The 15,176-nt window shown below is 45.0% G+C and carries 15 protein-coding genes and 1 pseudogene; 9 read left to right on the top strand and 7 right to left on the bottom strand.

Features of this window, described 5'->3' with window-relative positions; all coding sequences use genetic code 11:
• The first annotated feature begins 120 nt into the window (after positions 1-120).
• The 3 genes from ACNQGS_RS08750 to ACNQGS_RS08740 all read left to right on the top strand — a co-directional run bounded on the left by ACNQGS_RS08750 (position 121) and on the right by ACNQGS_RS08740 (position 2,237).
• A complete protein-coding gene (locus ACNQGS_RS08750) occupies positions 121-1,026 on the top strand; it encodes a hydroxymethylglutaryl-CoA lyase (protein ID WP_491487007.1) in 906 nt (301 codons plus the stop codon).
• A gap of 61 nt (positions 1,027-1,087) precedes the next feature.
• Positions 1,088-1,228, top strand: coding sequence for a hypothetical protein (locus ACNQGS_RS08745; protein ID WP_491487006.1), 141 nt, complete (start codon positions 1,088-1,090; stop codon positions 1,226-1,228).
• Between the two features lie 88 nt (positions 1,229-1,316).
• Positions 1,317-2,237, top strand: coding sequence for an alpha/beta hydrolase (locus ACNQGS_RS08740; protein ID WP_491487005.1), 921 nt, complete (start codon positions 1,317-1,319; stop codon positions 2,235-2,237).
• A 21-nt stretch (positions 2,238-2,258) separates the two neighbouring features.
• On the opposite strand, the pseudogene ACNQGS_RS08735 reads toward ACNQGS_RS08740, so the two are convergent.
• Positions 2,259-2,588: pseudogene (locus tag ACNQGS_RS08735) on the bottom strand (iron-sulfur cluster biosynthesis family protein).
• Positions 2,589-2,737: 149 nt separating this feature from the next.
• Between ACNQGS_RS08735 and ACNQGS_RS08730 the strand changes: the two are divergent.
• A complete protein-coding gene (locus ACNQGS_RS08730) occupies positions 2,738-2,944 on the top strand; it encodes a CDGSH iron-sulfur domain-containing protein (RefSeq protein ID WP_213120283.1) in 207 nt (68 codons plus the stop codon).
• A 42-nt stretch (positions 2,945-2,986) separates the two neighbouring features.
• On the opposite strand, the gene ACNQGS_RS08725 is transcribed toward ACNQGS_RS08730, so the two are convergent.
• On the bottom strand, positions 2,987-3,322 hold the full coding sequence (locus tag ACNQGS_RS08725) for a YolD-like family protein (RefSeq protein WP_213144954.1): 336 nt from the start codon (positions 3,320-3,322) through the stop codon (positions 2,987-2,989).
• A 110-nt stretch (positions 3,323-3,432) separates the two neighbouring features.
• On the bottom strand, positions 3,433-4,692 hold the full coding sequence (locus ACNQGS_RS08720) for a Y-family DNA polymerase (RefSeq protein WP_491487004.1): 1,260 nt from the start codon (positions 4,690-4,692) through the stop codon (positions 3,433-3,435).
• A 159-nt stretch (positions 4,693-4,851) separates the two neighbouring features.
• On the opposite strand from ACNQGS_RS08720, the gene ACNQGS_RS08715 reads away from it, so the two are divergent.
• On the top strand, positions 4,852-5,043 hold the full coding sequence (locus ACNQGS_RS08715) for a YqzH family protein (RefSeq protein WP_491487003.1): 192 nt from the start codon (positions 4,852-4,854) through the stop codon (positions 5,041-5,043).
• Between the two features lie 35 nt (positions 5,044-5,078).
• On the opposite strand, the gene ACNQGS_RS08710 is transcribed toward ACNQGS_RS08715, so the two are convergent.
• Together ACNQGS_RS08710 and ACNQGS_RS08705 are read right to left on the bottom strand one after the other, a co-directional pair.
• Positions 5,079-5,873 carry an SDR family NAD(P)-dependent oxidoreductase gene (locus ACNQGS_RS08710; protein ID WP_491487002.1) on the bottom strand — a complete coding sequence of 265 codons (795 nt, stop codon included), beginning with the start codon at positions 5,871-5,873 and terminating at the stop codon, positions 5,079-5,081.
• Between the two features lie 34 nt (positions 5,874-5,907).
• Positions 5,908-6,870: an MBL fold metallo-hydrolase gene (locus ACNQGS_RS08705; protein ID WP_491487001.1), complete on the bottom strand. Its 963-nt coding sequence runs from the start codon at positions 6,868-6,870 to the stop codon at positions 5,908-5,910.
• 489 nt (positions 6,871-7,359) lie between these two features.
• Between ACNQGS_RS08705 and proC the strand changes: the two genes are divergently transcribed.
• From proC to namA, 3 genes are all read left to right on the top strand, one after another.
• Complete coding sequence (gene proC, locus ACNQGS_RS08700) at positions 7,360-8,199, top strand: pyrroline-5-carboxylate reductase (protein ID WP_491487000.1); 840 nt, start codon at positions 7,360-7,362, stop codon at positions 8,197-8,199.
• Between the two features lie 62 nt (positions 8,200-8,261).
• Complete coding sequence (locus ACNQGS_RS08695) at positions 8,262-9,410, top strand: glycosyltransferase family 2 protein (protein ID WP_491486999.1); 1,149 nt, start codon at positions 8,262-8,264, stop codon at positions 9,408-9,410.
• Between the two features lie 75 nt (positions 9,411-9,485).
• Entirely contained in the window at positions 9,486-10,505 is a 1,020-nt protein-coding gene (namA, locus tag ACNQGS_RS08690; RefSeq protein WP_491486998.1) for an NADPH dehydrogenase NamA, read from the top strand.
• Positions 10,506-10,524: 19 nt separating this feature from the next.
• On the opposite strand, the gene rnz is transcribed toward namA, so the two are convergent.
• Positions 10,525-11,466, bottom strand: coding sequence for a ribonuclease Z (gene rnz, locus ACNQGS_RS08685; RefSeq protein ID WP_464491024.1), 942 nt, complete (start codon positions 11,464-11,466; stop codon positions 10,525-10,527).
• A 168-nt stretch (positions 11,467-11,634) separates the two neighbouring features.
• On the opposite strand from rnz, the gene zwf reads away from it, so the two are divergent.
• Positions 11,635-13,131, top strand: a complete 1,497-nt coding sequence (gene zwf / locus ACNQGS_RS08680) for a glucose-6-phosphate dehydrogenase (protein ID WP_491486997.1) — start codon at positions 11,635-11,637, stop codon at positions 13,129-13,131.
• 34 nt (positions 13,132-13,165) lie between these two features.
• Here zwf and ACNQGS_RS08675 read toward each other — a convergent pair whose 3' ends face one another.
• On the bottom strand, positions 13,166-14,434 hold the full coding sequence (locus ACNQGS_RS08675; protein WP_491486996.1) for a DNA polymerase IV: 1,269 nt from the start codon (positions 14,432-14,434) through the stop codon (positions 13,166-13,168).
• Between the last annotated feature and the right edge of the window lie 742 nt (positions 14,435-15,176).

Genomic DNA, 15,176 nt, shown 5'->3' with positions numbered 1-15,176 from the left:
CCCCCTTACGGAATTTCTCACCTTATTTTAACACAGAAAATTACCATTTTTGTTAAAATTCTTGCTTTTAAAAAATCGACCCCGTTACAATGAAATTATGACAGGACGAGGGGGAACAAAATGCTGACTTTACCGAAAAAAGCAACCATTATCGAGGTTGGGCCGCGCGACGGCCTGCAAAATGAAAAATTGTTTGTGCCGACAGAAATTAAGAAACAATTTATTGCTGCTTTGAGAAACGCGGGACTTAAAGAAATGGAACTGACCTCCTTTGTATCGCCGAAGTGGGTACCGCAAATGGGCGATGCAGCGGAAATTGTGGCCGACAGCCTTGATGATACAACTAGAAACATTGTCCTCGCCCCAAACCGCCGGGGAATTGACCGGGTCTACTCCACCAATTGTCAAGCCGTCGCTGTGTTTGTCGGCGTTAGCAATACGTTTAATCAAAAAAATATCAACAAATCAACTGTTGACAGCATGACTGAATTAAAACCGATTATTAAAGAGCTTAAGGAAAAAAATTATTTTGTCCGTGCCTGCATTTCAACTGCTTTTTATTGCCCATATGAAGGTAAAATTGAAGAGGAAGAAACATTGAAGCTATGCCGTGAATTTGTCGAGGCCGGTGCCGATGAACTAAGCGTTGCCGATACGATTGGAATGGCCGCGCCGCACGAAGCCTACTCGTTATTTTCAAAAATTAAAGCGGAGTTTAAAGAAACCCTTATTACTGCCCACTTCCATGACACCAGAAAACTTGGGCTGGCTAATATCCTTGCTTCTCTCCAAGCAGGCGTAGACCGCTTTGATACATCTGCCGGCGGGCTGGGCGGATGCCCATTTGCCCCAGGTGCGAGCGGAAATACAGCAACAGAGGATGTTGTCTACATGTTCGAGCGGATGGGAATAGATACAGGAGTTGATCTCCAAAAGCTTGTCGATGCCATTGAAATCGTCCGTCCCCATATCTCCAGGGAAATCACAAGCGGCTATTTCAGTCTTCATAGCCAAACCGTCTCGTGAATAAATGCCCCTGTGTTTAAGCATCTTATAGATGATAAGACCATTGAAGGGAGATTTGTTCATGAGCCAAAAGCGCGATAAAGGAAACAGCATGCAAGGGAAAAACTACGCAGACACTAACGGGGGCGGCAAGCGGATGATTGCTGCAGAAGAAATGGAAAAAGCCCTTCATCCGACAAAGCGCCAAAACGCAGAATCATAATCATGCCTTTCATTCAAAGCCGCCCATTAGATGCCGCGGCTTTTCTTATGTTAAAATATGGATTACCAACCATCTGGAGGTGCCAAGTTTGAAGAAGGCCTTTCGAACCCTGTTTATTTTGTTATTTTTTTGGCTCGCGATTGGTTTGTTTTTTACCAACCGAATCATGTATATGAAGAAGAAGGATGAGGATTTCATTTTAAAGCGGGAAAAGGAGGCGGGCAGGTTCAATCCCGATGAATTTGAGTCCCTGCCTAAACGAGATGTGGATATCCCCTCTCCGTTCGGCTATGCGATTAAAGCCTTGCTAGTGGAACCCCATCAGACCAATCGTTATGTGATCATATCGCACGGTGTAACGGAAAACAAAATGAATTCAGTGAAATACATGAACCTGTTCCTCGAGCGCGGTTTTAATACCCTGATTTACGACCATCGCCGCCACGGGGAATCCGGCGGCAAAACCACGAGCTATGGCCATTACGAAAAATTTGATTTAAAAGCAGTGGTCGACTGGCTGAAACAAGAAAAGGGATCGGACTTGCTACTCGGGATTCACGGAGAATCGATGGGGGCGGCAACAATGCTGCTGTATGCCGGGCTCCTTGAAGATGGGGCCGATTTTTACATTGCAGACTGTCCATTTTCTGACTTTAAAGAGCAGGTTGCCCATCTCATTAAAAGGGATTTTAAAATTTTTCCAGGGCTGCTGCTTCCGATTGGGGATGCTTTCCTGCGCCTGCGCGATAAGTATTCCATCCGCCATGTTTCGCCGATTTCGGCTATCCAAAACATCAAGCATCCAGTTTTATTTATCCATAGCCAGAAGGATGATTATATTCTCCCATCGATGACCCATGATTTATTCGAACACAAACAAGGCCCGAAAATGCTCTATATTGCAGAGGAAGGCGTTCACGCCCAATCCTTTAACGAAAACCCGGATGACTATAAGCGGGTCGTGGATGAATTTTTGGAAAAATACGTCCACTACGCTTACCCAAGCTAAAAACAGACTGTCCATAATGGATCAGTCTGTTTCTTTTAGGACGAGGCTCATTCGTCCGTTCAGGATTTGCTGCGGACTTTTTAACTGAAAGCAATTGCTGGCTGTCGAAAAATCAATTTTCATTTGCTCGTCGAAGAACACCATTTTGTGTTTTTCGATATACACTGGCCTGTCATTCGTTTCAATTTCAACTTCAGTATCGTCTAATTCGCCTGTGAACCACAGAGCGGCAACACCACTGACTGCTCAGCCGCAGCCATCCGTATCGTATTTAAGCTGTAAATAGCCTTCACGTCCCGCTGTCCGCTCATTTATTTTTTTGGCAGCCTCTTCGGTTATGATGATTTCCACGTTTAACACTCTCCTCATTTAGGCATATGATGATTGTAGCATATGTTGGTTTGGGCTGTTTTTATTTTGCTCGCCGCCATTTGGTTGCATTTCCCTATTAAACCAGTTATTCTCAGAGATAATAGAATATTTTTAAAGGAGTGCTTCGGATGTCAAAGGTTACAATTAAAGTTAACGATAATGGGTCACTTAGAATTACAGGCGATGTGGAATTGTTGGATGGCGAGGGGAATGTGTATACAACAAAACCTTCCTTTTCTCTTTGCCGGTGCGGAATGAGTAAAAACAAACCTTTCTGCGATGGTTCGCATAAAGGAAATTTCGAGTCTCAAGTTCGGGTGCCTAAGGAAGAATAAATAAGGTGAAAAAAGAGCGGCTTTCTAGTTGGAGTCGCTCTTTTATATGTCTGTCATTCGAACGTCGGCAATAGTATCGATGGGAATTCGATGTACTTCTTGAAAGCGGTCAATCACATGCAGCCTGTGCGCGATTTCGTTCCAATAATGGATTTTTCCAATGACAATTTCATAATTTCGGTTCCGATAATGGGTAATTGTCACGTACTGGTCAAATTCGATGGCTTCTGCCAAGATTTCGTTCATGAGCTCAAGCTGCTGCTCATCCATTTCTTTCTGCTGTTCATACTGATCTTCCTTCACCCAATCCCTGAGCATTTTCACATGCTCAGGCAGCATCATCGACGTCCATTTAATTCTGCCACGGTCGCGAATCATTTGCCTCGCCTTCTTTCTCTAGTCTTTATTCGCGGATAACGTCTTTTTACTTGCGGATAACCTGACTTTACTTGCGGATAATCCACTTTTACTTGCGCAAACCAGTTATTTTACATCTTATGCCCACCCACAAGCGTGGCCCGATGTTTGGCAGTTCCTCCAGCAGTATAGGAAACAGCACGCAGAAGAGAGCCCGGGCCAAAGCGTCTGCGGACGGAATCAACAACATAGCCCAGCTCACGTCGTTTATAAGCACCTTGGTCAAACAGATCAATCTGAAGCTCGCAGTCGTCCTCAATATTGCTAAGCGCAATGGAAATCTGCCGGACGGTTTTGCCGTTATAGTGCTCGTGAAATAGTTCGAGGCAGACGCGGTAAAGGTCCATCGTCACATTAGTCGGCTGCTGAACGGTTCTCGAGCGGTTAAAGCCGCCGCCAAATTCATCCTGGCTATAGCTGACGCCAAGGCTGACTGTCCGCCCCGCCTTCCGCCTTGTTCTCGCTCGCTTGGCAACCTCCTCGCACATCTCCAAAATGACATGTTTAATTTCCTCTTCGTCTTTATAATCTCGCAGCAGGATTTGGCTTTTTCCAAAGCTGATCTGCCCCTCGATAATCGGCGCGCCCAAATCGGAAAGGTCGACTCCCCAGGCATGATGATAAAGTTGATTGCCCATGATGCCGAATTTCTTCTCTAGCTGTTCTAAGTCATAGCGGGCGAGCTGACCGACTGTGAAAATGCCCATGCCGTTGAGCGTTTTTTCAACCCGCCTGCCGATTCCCCACATTTCCCGAAGCGGCGACACCTTCCAAAGTTTTGTCTGCACATCATCATAGGTCCACTCGGCAACCCCGTATTTCTTAGCCTCTAAATCAAGACAGAGCTTTGCCAGCAGCATATTGGGGCCGATTCCGACCGCGCATGGGAGCTGGAATTCACGCTCAATATCGTCCTTTATTTTTTTGGCAATCGTCTGGGCATCGCCCCACAAATGCAGAGCGCCGTCCACTTTAATAAAGCTTTCATCGACGCTGTAGGTGTGAATGGCTTCCTTTGGAACATAGCGGTTAAACACACGGGAGATTTCTGTTGAAATACGTAAATAGGTGGCCATTTTCGGTTCGACCAGCCGAATCCGCGGATCGTTTGGAATTTCAAATAGCCGTGAGCCCGTCTTGATGCCAAATTCTTTTTTCAATCTTGGGGAAGCGGCAAGCACGACGCTCCCCTGCCGTTTTTTGTCGCCGACAATCGCAATATAACAATCCAGCGGGTCAAGCCCCTCCATGACAGCCGAACAGCTGGCATAAAAGCTCTTCATATCGACACATAAAATTTTATTGTGCGGTAACGTGTTGTAATCAACCATGATTATCCCTCACAGTTTCAAAATTCGAACATTTGTTCTTTAATATTATATCTATTATCTTAAGCGAATATGCGTTCGTATTCAATGGAAATTTTTTAAGGCTTACCAAATATGGCCAAGGTTGCAAAAAAGCATATAATGAAGGTGAGGTGCATGTGAATGGATAAAAAGCTGATTGCGAAAATGATCAAGAATTGTTTTAAACAGTATTATGACGCGGATTCTTCACCGATTGGCGATAAAGAGTTGGAGGAGTTGGTTACTCGGATTCTGCAAACGAAAGACGAAGACCCCACTGCCGATTTATATGAGGTTGTAAATGATATGGTGTATGATTATTTAACTGGCTAAAATAGAAAAAGCCCCTAATAAAATAGAGGCTAAAACTACTTCTTACTCAGCATCTTCTTCCCAATCCGCTCAAACAACCGCGGAAACAGTACATAAACCACGCTGCCCATGTTCATCCAGCGCGGCAGGTTGATTTCCCGCGTTTTCGTCAGCATGCTGTCAACGACTTTCTGGGCCACATACTCCGGCTGGAGCATGAACTTTTGGACGTTTTTTACATAGGTGCCCTGTTCATCGGCGATGTTAAAAAAGTTCGTGGCAATCGGGCCTGGATTCACCGAGGTTACCTGAATGTTGTAGTCATCAAGCTCCATCCTTAATGCATTCGTATAGCCAAGCACCGCATGCTTAGTAGCCGAATAAACACTCGATTTCGGGGTGGCAATTTTTCCGGCCTGAGAAGCGATGTTGATAATATGGCCAAATCGTCTCTCACGCATCCTAGGCAAGACCATGCTCGTGCACGCCATCAGCCCGACAACATTCACCTCAAACATGCCCTTCACTTCATCAATCGATGCCTCATGGGCTTCGCGGAAAATCCCAAAGCCAGCGTTATTGACAATAATGTCAACATGGCCGATAATCGCAAAAATATCCCCAAAGACCTCCTCGACTTGGTCCGTATCCGCTACATCCAGCTGAAACACTTCAACCTTGGCAGAATACCTTTTTTCAAGCTCTATCTTAAGCTGCTGGAGCTTATCGATGCTCCTAGCCAATAAAACGAGATTGGCACCGCTCGCGGCACAAAGTTTGGCAATTTCCGCTCCAATTCCACCGGAAGCACCAGTTATGACAATATTTTTATCCTTCAATCTTCCGTTCATCAATAAAACACCTCATCAGGGTCATCCCACCGCCTTAAAGATTGGCGTAATAAAGAACGGGATGAGTATCTTTACTACTAATTTCTCCGATGGATGCCAAATAGTCAAGCTGGGCGACGGTTTCCGATATCGTCAGCATCAATTCACGTTTATAAACACTCGGGAATAGCCGTTTGCAGATTTCAAAAACGGTCAGCTGTTCTTCCTTCAGCCAGCTGTTGACCGTCATCGCCCGTTCATGCTGGCGGATAAGCCGTTTCTCAACAAGCTCCGCTAATTCGTAGACATCTTCGCCGTGCCCGGATTTTACCACTTGAATCGGATACGACAACAATTTTTGCATCGAATGATTATGCTGCAGCTGAGGCTTTGGCCGCTCCTTTTCCCCTGGTGCCGGCGGTTCGAGCAATGGATTTGGGGATATATGGGCGATGATCAAATCGCCGCCAATCAGAACGCCATCCTTTTCCCGATAAAGGGCAATCTGGCTCTGGGCGTGCCCTGGTGTTTCAATGACCTGCCATTCCGACAGGCCCAGCGGTCTCATCCCTTCCACAAGCTGCCCAGTCAACGGACGATTGCATAAGAATTTATGGCCTTCCCTGAAAAAAGATGTCAACGGAAAATACTCATTTGGCAGCCCAAACTCTTCAAACAGTTCTTTGAAAAATGCCTCTTGTTCCTGTAAAAATGTTTCCGCTGGCTGAATCCAGCGCTCATTCAACGGATGACCGTACACATCAAGTTCGTCTGGAAAAAAATCAAGCAGACCGCAATGGTCCGGATGGTGATGGGTAAGGATTACCTGTTCAATATTTTCCGGCTGCAATCCTAATTCAGCCAGCTGCTGAGTAAGGGAGTTCCATGCTTTTTCGGTTTTCGGTCCTACGTCTACTAGGGTCAGCCGTTCCCCTTTTATTAAATATACATTGACATCCCCGACTGGAAATGGGGTCGGCAGTGACATTTTGGCTACGCCGTCTTTCCATTCTGTCATCTAAAAAACTCCTAACGTTATTTTCGAATAAAGAATAATTATGCATGAAGTATGATAGTTATGTATTGTCTTATAATAAAATAAAGTGTACCGATTTTTTTTACCATTGTCATTATTTTTACATAACTTTTTCGAAAAAACAAAAAATTGGCAAATTTACCTCTTGACAGACAAGCCATTTTTCCTGCATAATCACTATTAAAATTTGATTCGTTGACATGCAATGAGTAAGGCCAGTAGATGGAAAACGGCGAAAGAGAGTGAAGTCCGGAGGCTGAAAGACTTCACCGCCCTCTTGAACATCGAACCTACCTTATGAGCATTTAGGCAAACCTAACGTATCCCGGCGTTAACGGTGTTGAGTAAGCCCAACTGCGAAAAATAGCAGCCGGGCAAATGAAGGTGGTACCACGGAAGCTAAGACCTTTCGTCCTTTACGGATGAAGGGTCTTTTTTATTTTATTCACGGTGAAAAGGGGGAATTTTTTCATGAAAAAGATGGCGATTATCGGTGCCGGTTCGATGGCGGAAGCCCTTATTTCAGGAATTCTGGAAAATGGTTTAATGGACCGGAGAAATGTTTGGGTGACCAACAACTCAAACCAAGAAAGATTAAATGACTTGGAGAATCGTTATGGTGTTGTTGGAACGTACGATTTAAATGCTCTTTTTTCAGGGGCGGACATTGTCATGCTGGCGATGAAACCGAAGGATGCAGCGAGTGCAATCGATTATATTCGTGACCATCTGCGTGGTGAAATGCTGATTGTATCTGTTCTTGCAGGTGTTTCGACGGAATCAATTGAAGCGCTCGCCGGAAAGCCACTATCCATTGCAAGGGCAATGCCAAATACATCGGCAGCAGTCGGGAAATCCGCAACGGCGATTGCCGTTAATGCTCGTGTTTCAGAGGAACAGCTAGAAACAGCCCGACAGCTTTTCGGAACCGTCGGATTGGCGGAATTTGTAGAGGAAGTCCAGCTTGATGCGGTAACAGGCCTGTCCGGAAGTGGCCCAGCCTATATTTATTACTTAATTGAAACGATGGAAAAAAGCGCGGTTGAAATCGGCCTGGAAAAAGAAATGGCGAAGCAGCTGATTGTGCAGACGTTAATCGGCGCCGCAGAAATGGTCAAAAACTCTTCCAAATCACCGGAGCAATTACGCCGGGAAGTGACAAGCCCTGGCGGAACTACTGAGGCAGGCATTCGTGTCCTTGAGGAAAATGGCGTGCAGCAAGCGTTCATTTCCTGTATTAAAGCGGCGGCAGCCCAATCTAAAAGAATGGGAGATGCCTTGGGCAGCCAGCTGCAGGTTGGGAAACGTTAGGAAGAGACTTTTTTAAAATTTTGGTAAACTAAGAGTAAGACGCATAACAAAGGATTGTGGAAATGGAAAACATACTTATTCTATTGTTTTCATTAGGCCTCTTCGTTTGGCTTGTTTTTCTCTTAGATGCCATAATCGGCTTAAGAAAATTAGATTCGTTAGAAGATGAGGAGCCTCTTGATTGCGGGCCATTATTATCGGTCGTTGTCGCGGCTCGGAATGAAGAGGAACATATTAAAGCAAGTATTTTAAGCCAGCTTGATCAGACCTATAATAATGTCGAGTGGATCCTGGTGAATGATCGCTCCACTGATGAAACTGGAAAATCAATGGAGCAATTGGCACACCAGGATTCAAGAATAAAGGTCATCCATGTTCACGACCTTCCCGATGGCTGGCTTGGCAAAAACCACGCCTTATTTACTGGTGCGCAAATTGCACAAGGTAAATGGCTGTTGTTCACCGATGCTGATATCAAATACGAAAAAGAAGCATTCGCCAAGGCGCTCCATTATGCAGAAAAGCACCAGCTTGACCATTTAACCGCCGCACCAAATTTATCCGCAAAAAGCTTCTGGCTGAAAACCTTCGTCGCCTTTTTCTTGTTTGGGTTTTCCTATTTTAAACGCCCGTGGCTCGCGAATAATCCAAAATCGAAAACCGGAACAGGCATTGGCGCCTTTAACCTAATTTGCAAAGAAGCTTACGAAACATTTGGCACGCATGAACGGATCAAGATGCGGCCCGACGATGACCTGCAGCTGGGAATGCTTTTAAAAAAGGAAGGGTATCGGCAGAGAATTGTAACGGCACTCCAACTAATCGAAGTGGAGTGGTACGGCAGCCTTCACGAAGCTTTCGTTGGTCTCGAAAAAAACACCTTCGCCGGATTAAACTATCGAATCAGTATGGTGTTTTTTGCTATTTTCGGAGTATTCACCACTAATGTTCTCCCTTTTATTACGATTTTTTCCGGAAATAAAACCATTGCCCTGCTTAGTTTAGGAAATATTCTCCTAAGCGGCATTCATTACTTCATGATTATCAGAAGAATGACGGTATTCTCCCCTGCCTTGTTTCTCGTTTTGCCCCTTACCGCCTTATTGTTTATTTATTCCATCATCCGGGCAAGCTGGCTGACCTTCAAACGAGGCGGGATTGTTTGGAGGGGAACGACTTATCCGTTAAGCAAGCTGAGGGATCATGAGTAAGCAGGATTTTTCATGAAATAACCAGTATTTGCTATACTAATAGTGGCTTATTTTTGAAAATTAGGAGGTTCGCAAATGGCAGCAAAATTATTTTCTCCTTACACTGTTAAGGGGGTTACCTTTAAAAATCGGATTGTCATGGCACCGATGTGCATGTACTCCAGCCATAATGAAGATGGCCATCTGCAAAACTGGCATCGCACCCACTATACATCAAGAGCCGTCGGGCAGGTCGGCCTCATCATTGTCGAGGCAACGGCAGTCAGCCCGGAGGGGCGGATTTCGCCGCAGGATTTGGGGATCTGGAGTGATGAGCATATCGCAGGCTTCCAGGAGCTTGCCGGGCTTGTTAAAGAACATGGCACCAAAATTGGCATCCAGCTTGCCCATGCCGGCAGAAAAGCTGTTTTAGAAGGCGAAATATTAGCCCCTTCTGCTATCGCTTTTAACGAAAAATCAAAAACGCCGAAGGAAATGACGAAGGACGATATCGCAGCAACTATTGAAGCCTTTAAAAAAGGAGCAGAACGGGTTAAAAAAGCAGGGTTTGATGTGATTGAAATTCACGGAGCCCATGGCTATTTGATTAATGAATTCTTATCCCCGCTTTCCAATAAACGGACGGACGAATATGGCGGATCTGCCGAAAATCGCTACCGTTTCCTGCGTGAGGTAATTGATGCTGTTAAAACAGTTTGGGACGGACCGCTGTTTGTCCGCGTTTCTGCCCACGATTACCATGAGGATGGGTTAACCCCCGAAGATTATATAACCTTTGGCAATTGGATGAAAGAGCAGGGTGTGGATTTAATTGACGTCAGTTCAGGTGCGGTTGTCCCTGCGCGGATTGATGTCTATCCAGGCTACCAAGTGAAATATTCCGAAACGATTAAATATGGAGCAGATATTCCAACAGGAGCAGTTGGATTGATCACATCACCTCTGCACGCCGAAGAAATTTTGCAAAACGAACGGGCTGACCTGATCTTTTTAGCCCGCGAATTGCTGCGTGATCCATACTGGCCTAGAAAAGCAGCAAAAGAGCTCGGAGTTTCTATCGACGGTCCAAAGCAGTATGAACGCGGCTGGGTTTAAGCAGAAAAGCACTTACCGATTATGGTAAGTGCTTTTCACCTTTTAATGGAATGTTAATTTCCTTAAAGTCCTCGGCAATATCCGTATTTGGAAAGATTTCTGCTGCCTCTTTGACTAATTCCCGCCACGCATGCCGGTCATAACGCGAACTGATATGCGTCAGGCAAAGCTGCTTTGCTTCCGCTTGTTTCGCCACTTCGGCTGCCTGATGGGTCGTCGAATGGAAGTAGTCAAATGCCAGCTGGTCTTCCCCTTTGGCAAACGTTGCTTCATGAACTAACAGGTCTGCCCCTTTAGCCAAGAAAATCGCGTTTTCGCAGAATCTTGTGTCACCAAGAATCGTCACAACCCGGCCCTTCTGGGCAGGTCCGAGAAACTCGTTAGGTTCAATCACCCGCCCGTCTTCAAGCGTAACGGTTTCCCCATCTTTAATTTTTTTAAAAATTGGTCCTGGCTGTACGCCTGCTTCCTTCAATTTATCTGCCAGCAAGGTTCCCGGTCTGTCTTTTTCAGCCACCCGATATCCGTAAGACATAATTCCATGGTCGAGCAGGCGGGCTTCCACCGAAAATTGCTCATCTTCAAAAACAATTCCTTCTTCAATTTCGACCACTTTCAACGGGTACTTTAAATAGGTTTGACTGATAGAAAGACTTATTTGAAGGAAGTCCCGAATCCCTTTCGGTCCGTAAACTGTAACCTCTGTTTCCCCGCCCTGGAAAGATCGGCTCGATAACAGTCCGGGCAATCCATAAATATGATCGCCGTGCAAATGGGTAACGAATATTTTTTCAATTCGCCGCGGTTTGATGGATGTATGTAAGATTTGGTGCTGGGTTGCTTCGCCGGCATCGAACAACCAAACAGAACCGCGCTCCTCCAAGAGCTTGAGGGCAATTGATGTCACATTGCGAAGCTTGGCCGGCATGCCTGCCCCTGTTCCTAAGAAAAAGACATCCACAGTAAAAACTCCTCTCTCTTCCGTACCTGTTTTATTATCGTAACTATATCATAAAGTGTAAACCAATGCTTATTTGTTTCCTCCAAAAATGATACATGCTATTTTAGATATTAGCGAAATCTAAGATTATATAAAAGCTATTATCGCTAGGAAAGAGGTTAATACATAATGGATCAAAATCTGTCATCATTAATCATGATTTTTGGAGCAACCGGGGATTTATCCAAACGAAAGCTGTTTCCATCCCTTTATCGATTATATGAACGCGGCCGTTTAGACAAATTTGCCGTGATTGGAATTGCCAGAACCCAGCAGCCGCATGAAAAATTCAAGCAGTCCGTAAAGGATTCTGTCATTGCTGCATTAGGAGAGAAGCCAAACCTCGATGAGTTTGTATCCCATTTCTACTATCAAAGTCACGATGTTGCGGATTCCAATTCCTATGCCGCTTTAAAAAATCTGGCGGATGAAATAGACGGTCACTACGGCCTTGAAGGCAACCGCATTTTCTATTTGGCCATGGCGCCTGAGTTCTTCGGACCGATTGCGCTTCATTTAAATTCAGACGGCCTTACCGATGTAAAAGGTTACAAACGGCTTGTCATTGAAAAACCATTTGGACATGACCTTGAATCTGCTAAGGAATTAAACAAGCAAATCAGAACCGCTTTCTCGGAAGAGGAAATTTACCGGATTGACCATTATTTAGGAAAAGAAATGGTCCGCAATATTGAAGTGATCCGCTTCGCTAATGCGATTTTTGAACCGCTTTGGAATAACCGCTATATTTCCAATATTCAAGTGACCTCCAGCGAAACGCTGGGCGTCGAAGAACGGGGCCGTTATTATGAATCAAGTGGCGCCTTACGAGATATGCTGCAAAACCATATGATGCAAATGGTGGCATTGCTTGCAATGGAGCCGCCAATCAAACTGACGACAGATGAAGTTCGCTCTGAAAAGGTTCGTGTCTTCCGGTCACTTCGGTCCATTGAGGGTGAGCAGATAAAGGATTACTTTGTCCGCGGCCAATATGGCGAGGGTACAATTGGTGATAAGCAGGTTCCAAGGTACCGTGATGAGCCAAATGTAGATAAAGAATCTAATACTGAAACCTTTGTCGCCGGGAAAATTATGATTGATAATTTCCGCTGGGCCGGTGTTCCTTTTTACATTCGAACCGGAAAAAGAATGACCGCCAAAACAACCAAAATTGTCGTTCAATTTAAAGACATCCCGATGAATTTGTATTATCAGACGGAAAAAATGCTCAATCCAAACCTATTGGTAATTCATATTCAGCCGGAAGAAGGAATCACCCTGCATCTGAATGCCAAAAAAGCTGGCGGCCATTTAGATGCCCAAGAGGTAAAATTGAGCTTTGCCAATACCGGTATTCATGCGATGAACACGCCGGAAGGCTACGAAAAGCTGCTCTACGATTGCATGCGCGGTGATGCCACTAACTTCACCCATTGGGACGAAGTTGCCTACTCGTGGGCGTTCGTAGATAAAATCTCGAAGGTTTGGGAAAGTGAGAAGGCTGCCTATCCAAATTACGAGGCAGGCTCTATGGGGCCGAAAGAGGCAGATGAGCTGCTGGAGAAGGATGGCTTTTTCTGGTGGCCGGTGAACGAAATGTATGTTGATATTTGTAAACAATAAAAATAAAAGCTCCACTGGGCCTTCCTGTTTAGGACTAAGTGGAGCTTTCTTTATGATTCTGTAAAAAATCTTTATTAAAGCTAGTCGCAGTACCTTTGTTTTGGTCAGGTTCTATATGGTGGGAGCCCGCCGTTTCAATGATATTTTTTCCATATTTGTCACGAAGACTGGAAAGTGTTTTAAGAAGCGGCTCCTTTTTAGCATCTTTTTCATAAGAAAATAAATCTAGCTGCTTATAAGCGTTATCATGTTCCACCAAGTCGGTTCCGGTGATACCTAGTAATCTTATGGGGTCCCCGTTCCAATGCTTAAGAAGAAGCTGTTTGGCCAATGACGCCAGTTCTTCTTTTTGCCCGATAGGATTAGCTAACTTCTTACTTCTTGTAATGGTCTTTCGGTCTTTGTAACGAATCGTAATTCCGATAGTAGTTGCCAGGACATTTTTTCGTTTCAGCCTGACGGATACGGTCTCAGCGAGCGAATCCAAGACTTGATAAAGCTCCTGCTGGTTGCTGACGTCTCGTGGCAAGGTGGTGGAATTGCCGATGCTTTTAAATTCATCAATCGATTCGGGGTCGACAGGCCGGTGGTCATTTCCATTGGCCCGCTCTTTTAAACGAATACCATTGATGCCAAGCAGTGTTTTTAGCTGAATATCATTGGCTTTTGCCAGTTCACCAATGGTATGAATGCCGATGTTTTTTAGTTTTTCGGCCGTCTTTTTACCCACACCGTGCATTTCGTTTGTATTTAAAGGCCAGAGTTTGGCGGGGATATCACGTTTGCGAAGAATCGTGATTCCCATTGGTTTTTTCATATCTGAAGCCGTTTTGGCTAAAAATTTATTAGGGGCAATCCCGATGCTGCAGGGTAAATCGAGCTGCTCAAGGATTCTTTTTTGAATGGTTTGGGCGATTTCGATAGGACTGCCGAACTCAAAGCTTTCGGTAATATCCATATAGCCCTCGTCAATGGATACGGGCTCAACTAGGTCTGTGTACTGTCTGAGGATAGCAAACATGCCCATCGAGGCCGCCCGGTAACGGTCAAAATTGGGTGATTTGACAATCAGCTGCGGGCAAAGCTTTCTCGCTTCCCAAAGGGGCATCGTTGTTTTCACGCCAAATTTTCTTGCTTCATAGCTGCAGGTGACAATAATCCCTCTGCGCTCCTCAACGTTTCCAGCGATGGCAAGCGGCTTTCCTTTGAGGGAAGGGTCGTACGCCATCTCTACCGAGGCATAAAAGCTATTCATATCCACATGTAAAATGACCCGCCCGTTTTTTGGGTACATTTCCTTCATGAGAGGCACATCCCTTTTTGAATAATAGTTCTCGTATCCCTTTATTATACACCACTGAGCTGACTGCTTGGGAATGGATGACTTTTATCAAATTTTACCGTAATTTTTTCTGGCGGCCCCTTTTGGGCAATATAGGTTGCACTATTTTTTCCACCGGTTCCGCTTGCAAATCCTCTTCGGGCAATATAAGGACCTTATTTTTACCGCTGGTCCTCCTCTCACTTCTCTTCGGGAAATATAGGACCGATATTTTTACCGCTGACCCATTTCCAACCCCTCTTCGGGTAATATAGGGCCGATATTTTTACCGCTGACCCATTTCCAACCCCTCTTCGGGTAATATAGGGCCGATATTTTTACCGCTGACCCATTTCCAACCCCTCTTCGGGTAATATAGGGCCACTATTTTTACCGCTGATCCATTTCCCACTCCTCTTCGGGCAATATAGGGCCGATATTTTTACCGCTGATCCATTTCCCACTCCTCTTCGGGCAATATAAGAACACTATTTTTACCGCTGGCCCATTTCCAACTTCTCCTCGGGCAATATAAGGACCCTATTTTTACCGTTGTGGTCTTCTGTCAAGAAAGTGGACACTAAAATTTGAGACTTTTTAAAACAAAACCACTACCGCACTTCATTTGGTCCGGTATTAGAAATGATTAGTCGAAAAGCATAACTAATCATTTCTAACACCAAATGGCTAAATTATGAGACATACACGACTTCCTTTTCCAGGT

This window comes from Neobacillus sp. PVCKKU3 (assembly GCF_058323225.1).
The sequence above is the reverse complement of the archived record's forward strand: the minus strand, read 5'-3'. Positions and strand labels throughout refer to the sequence as shown.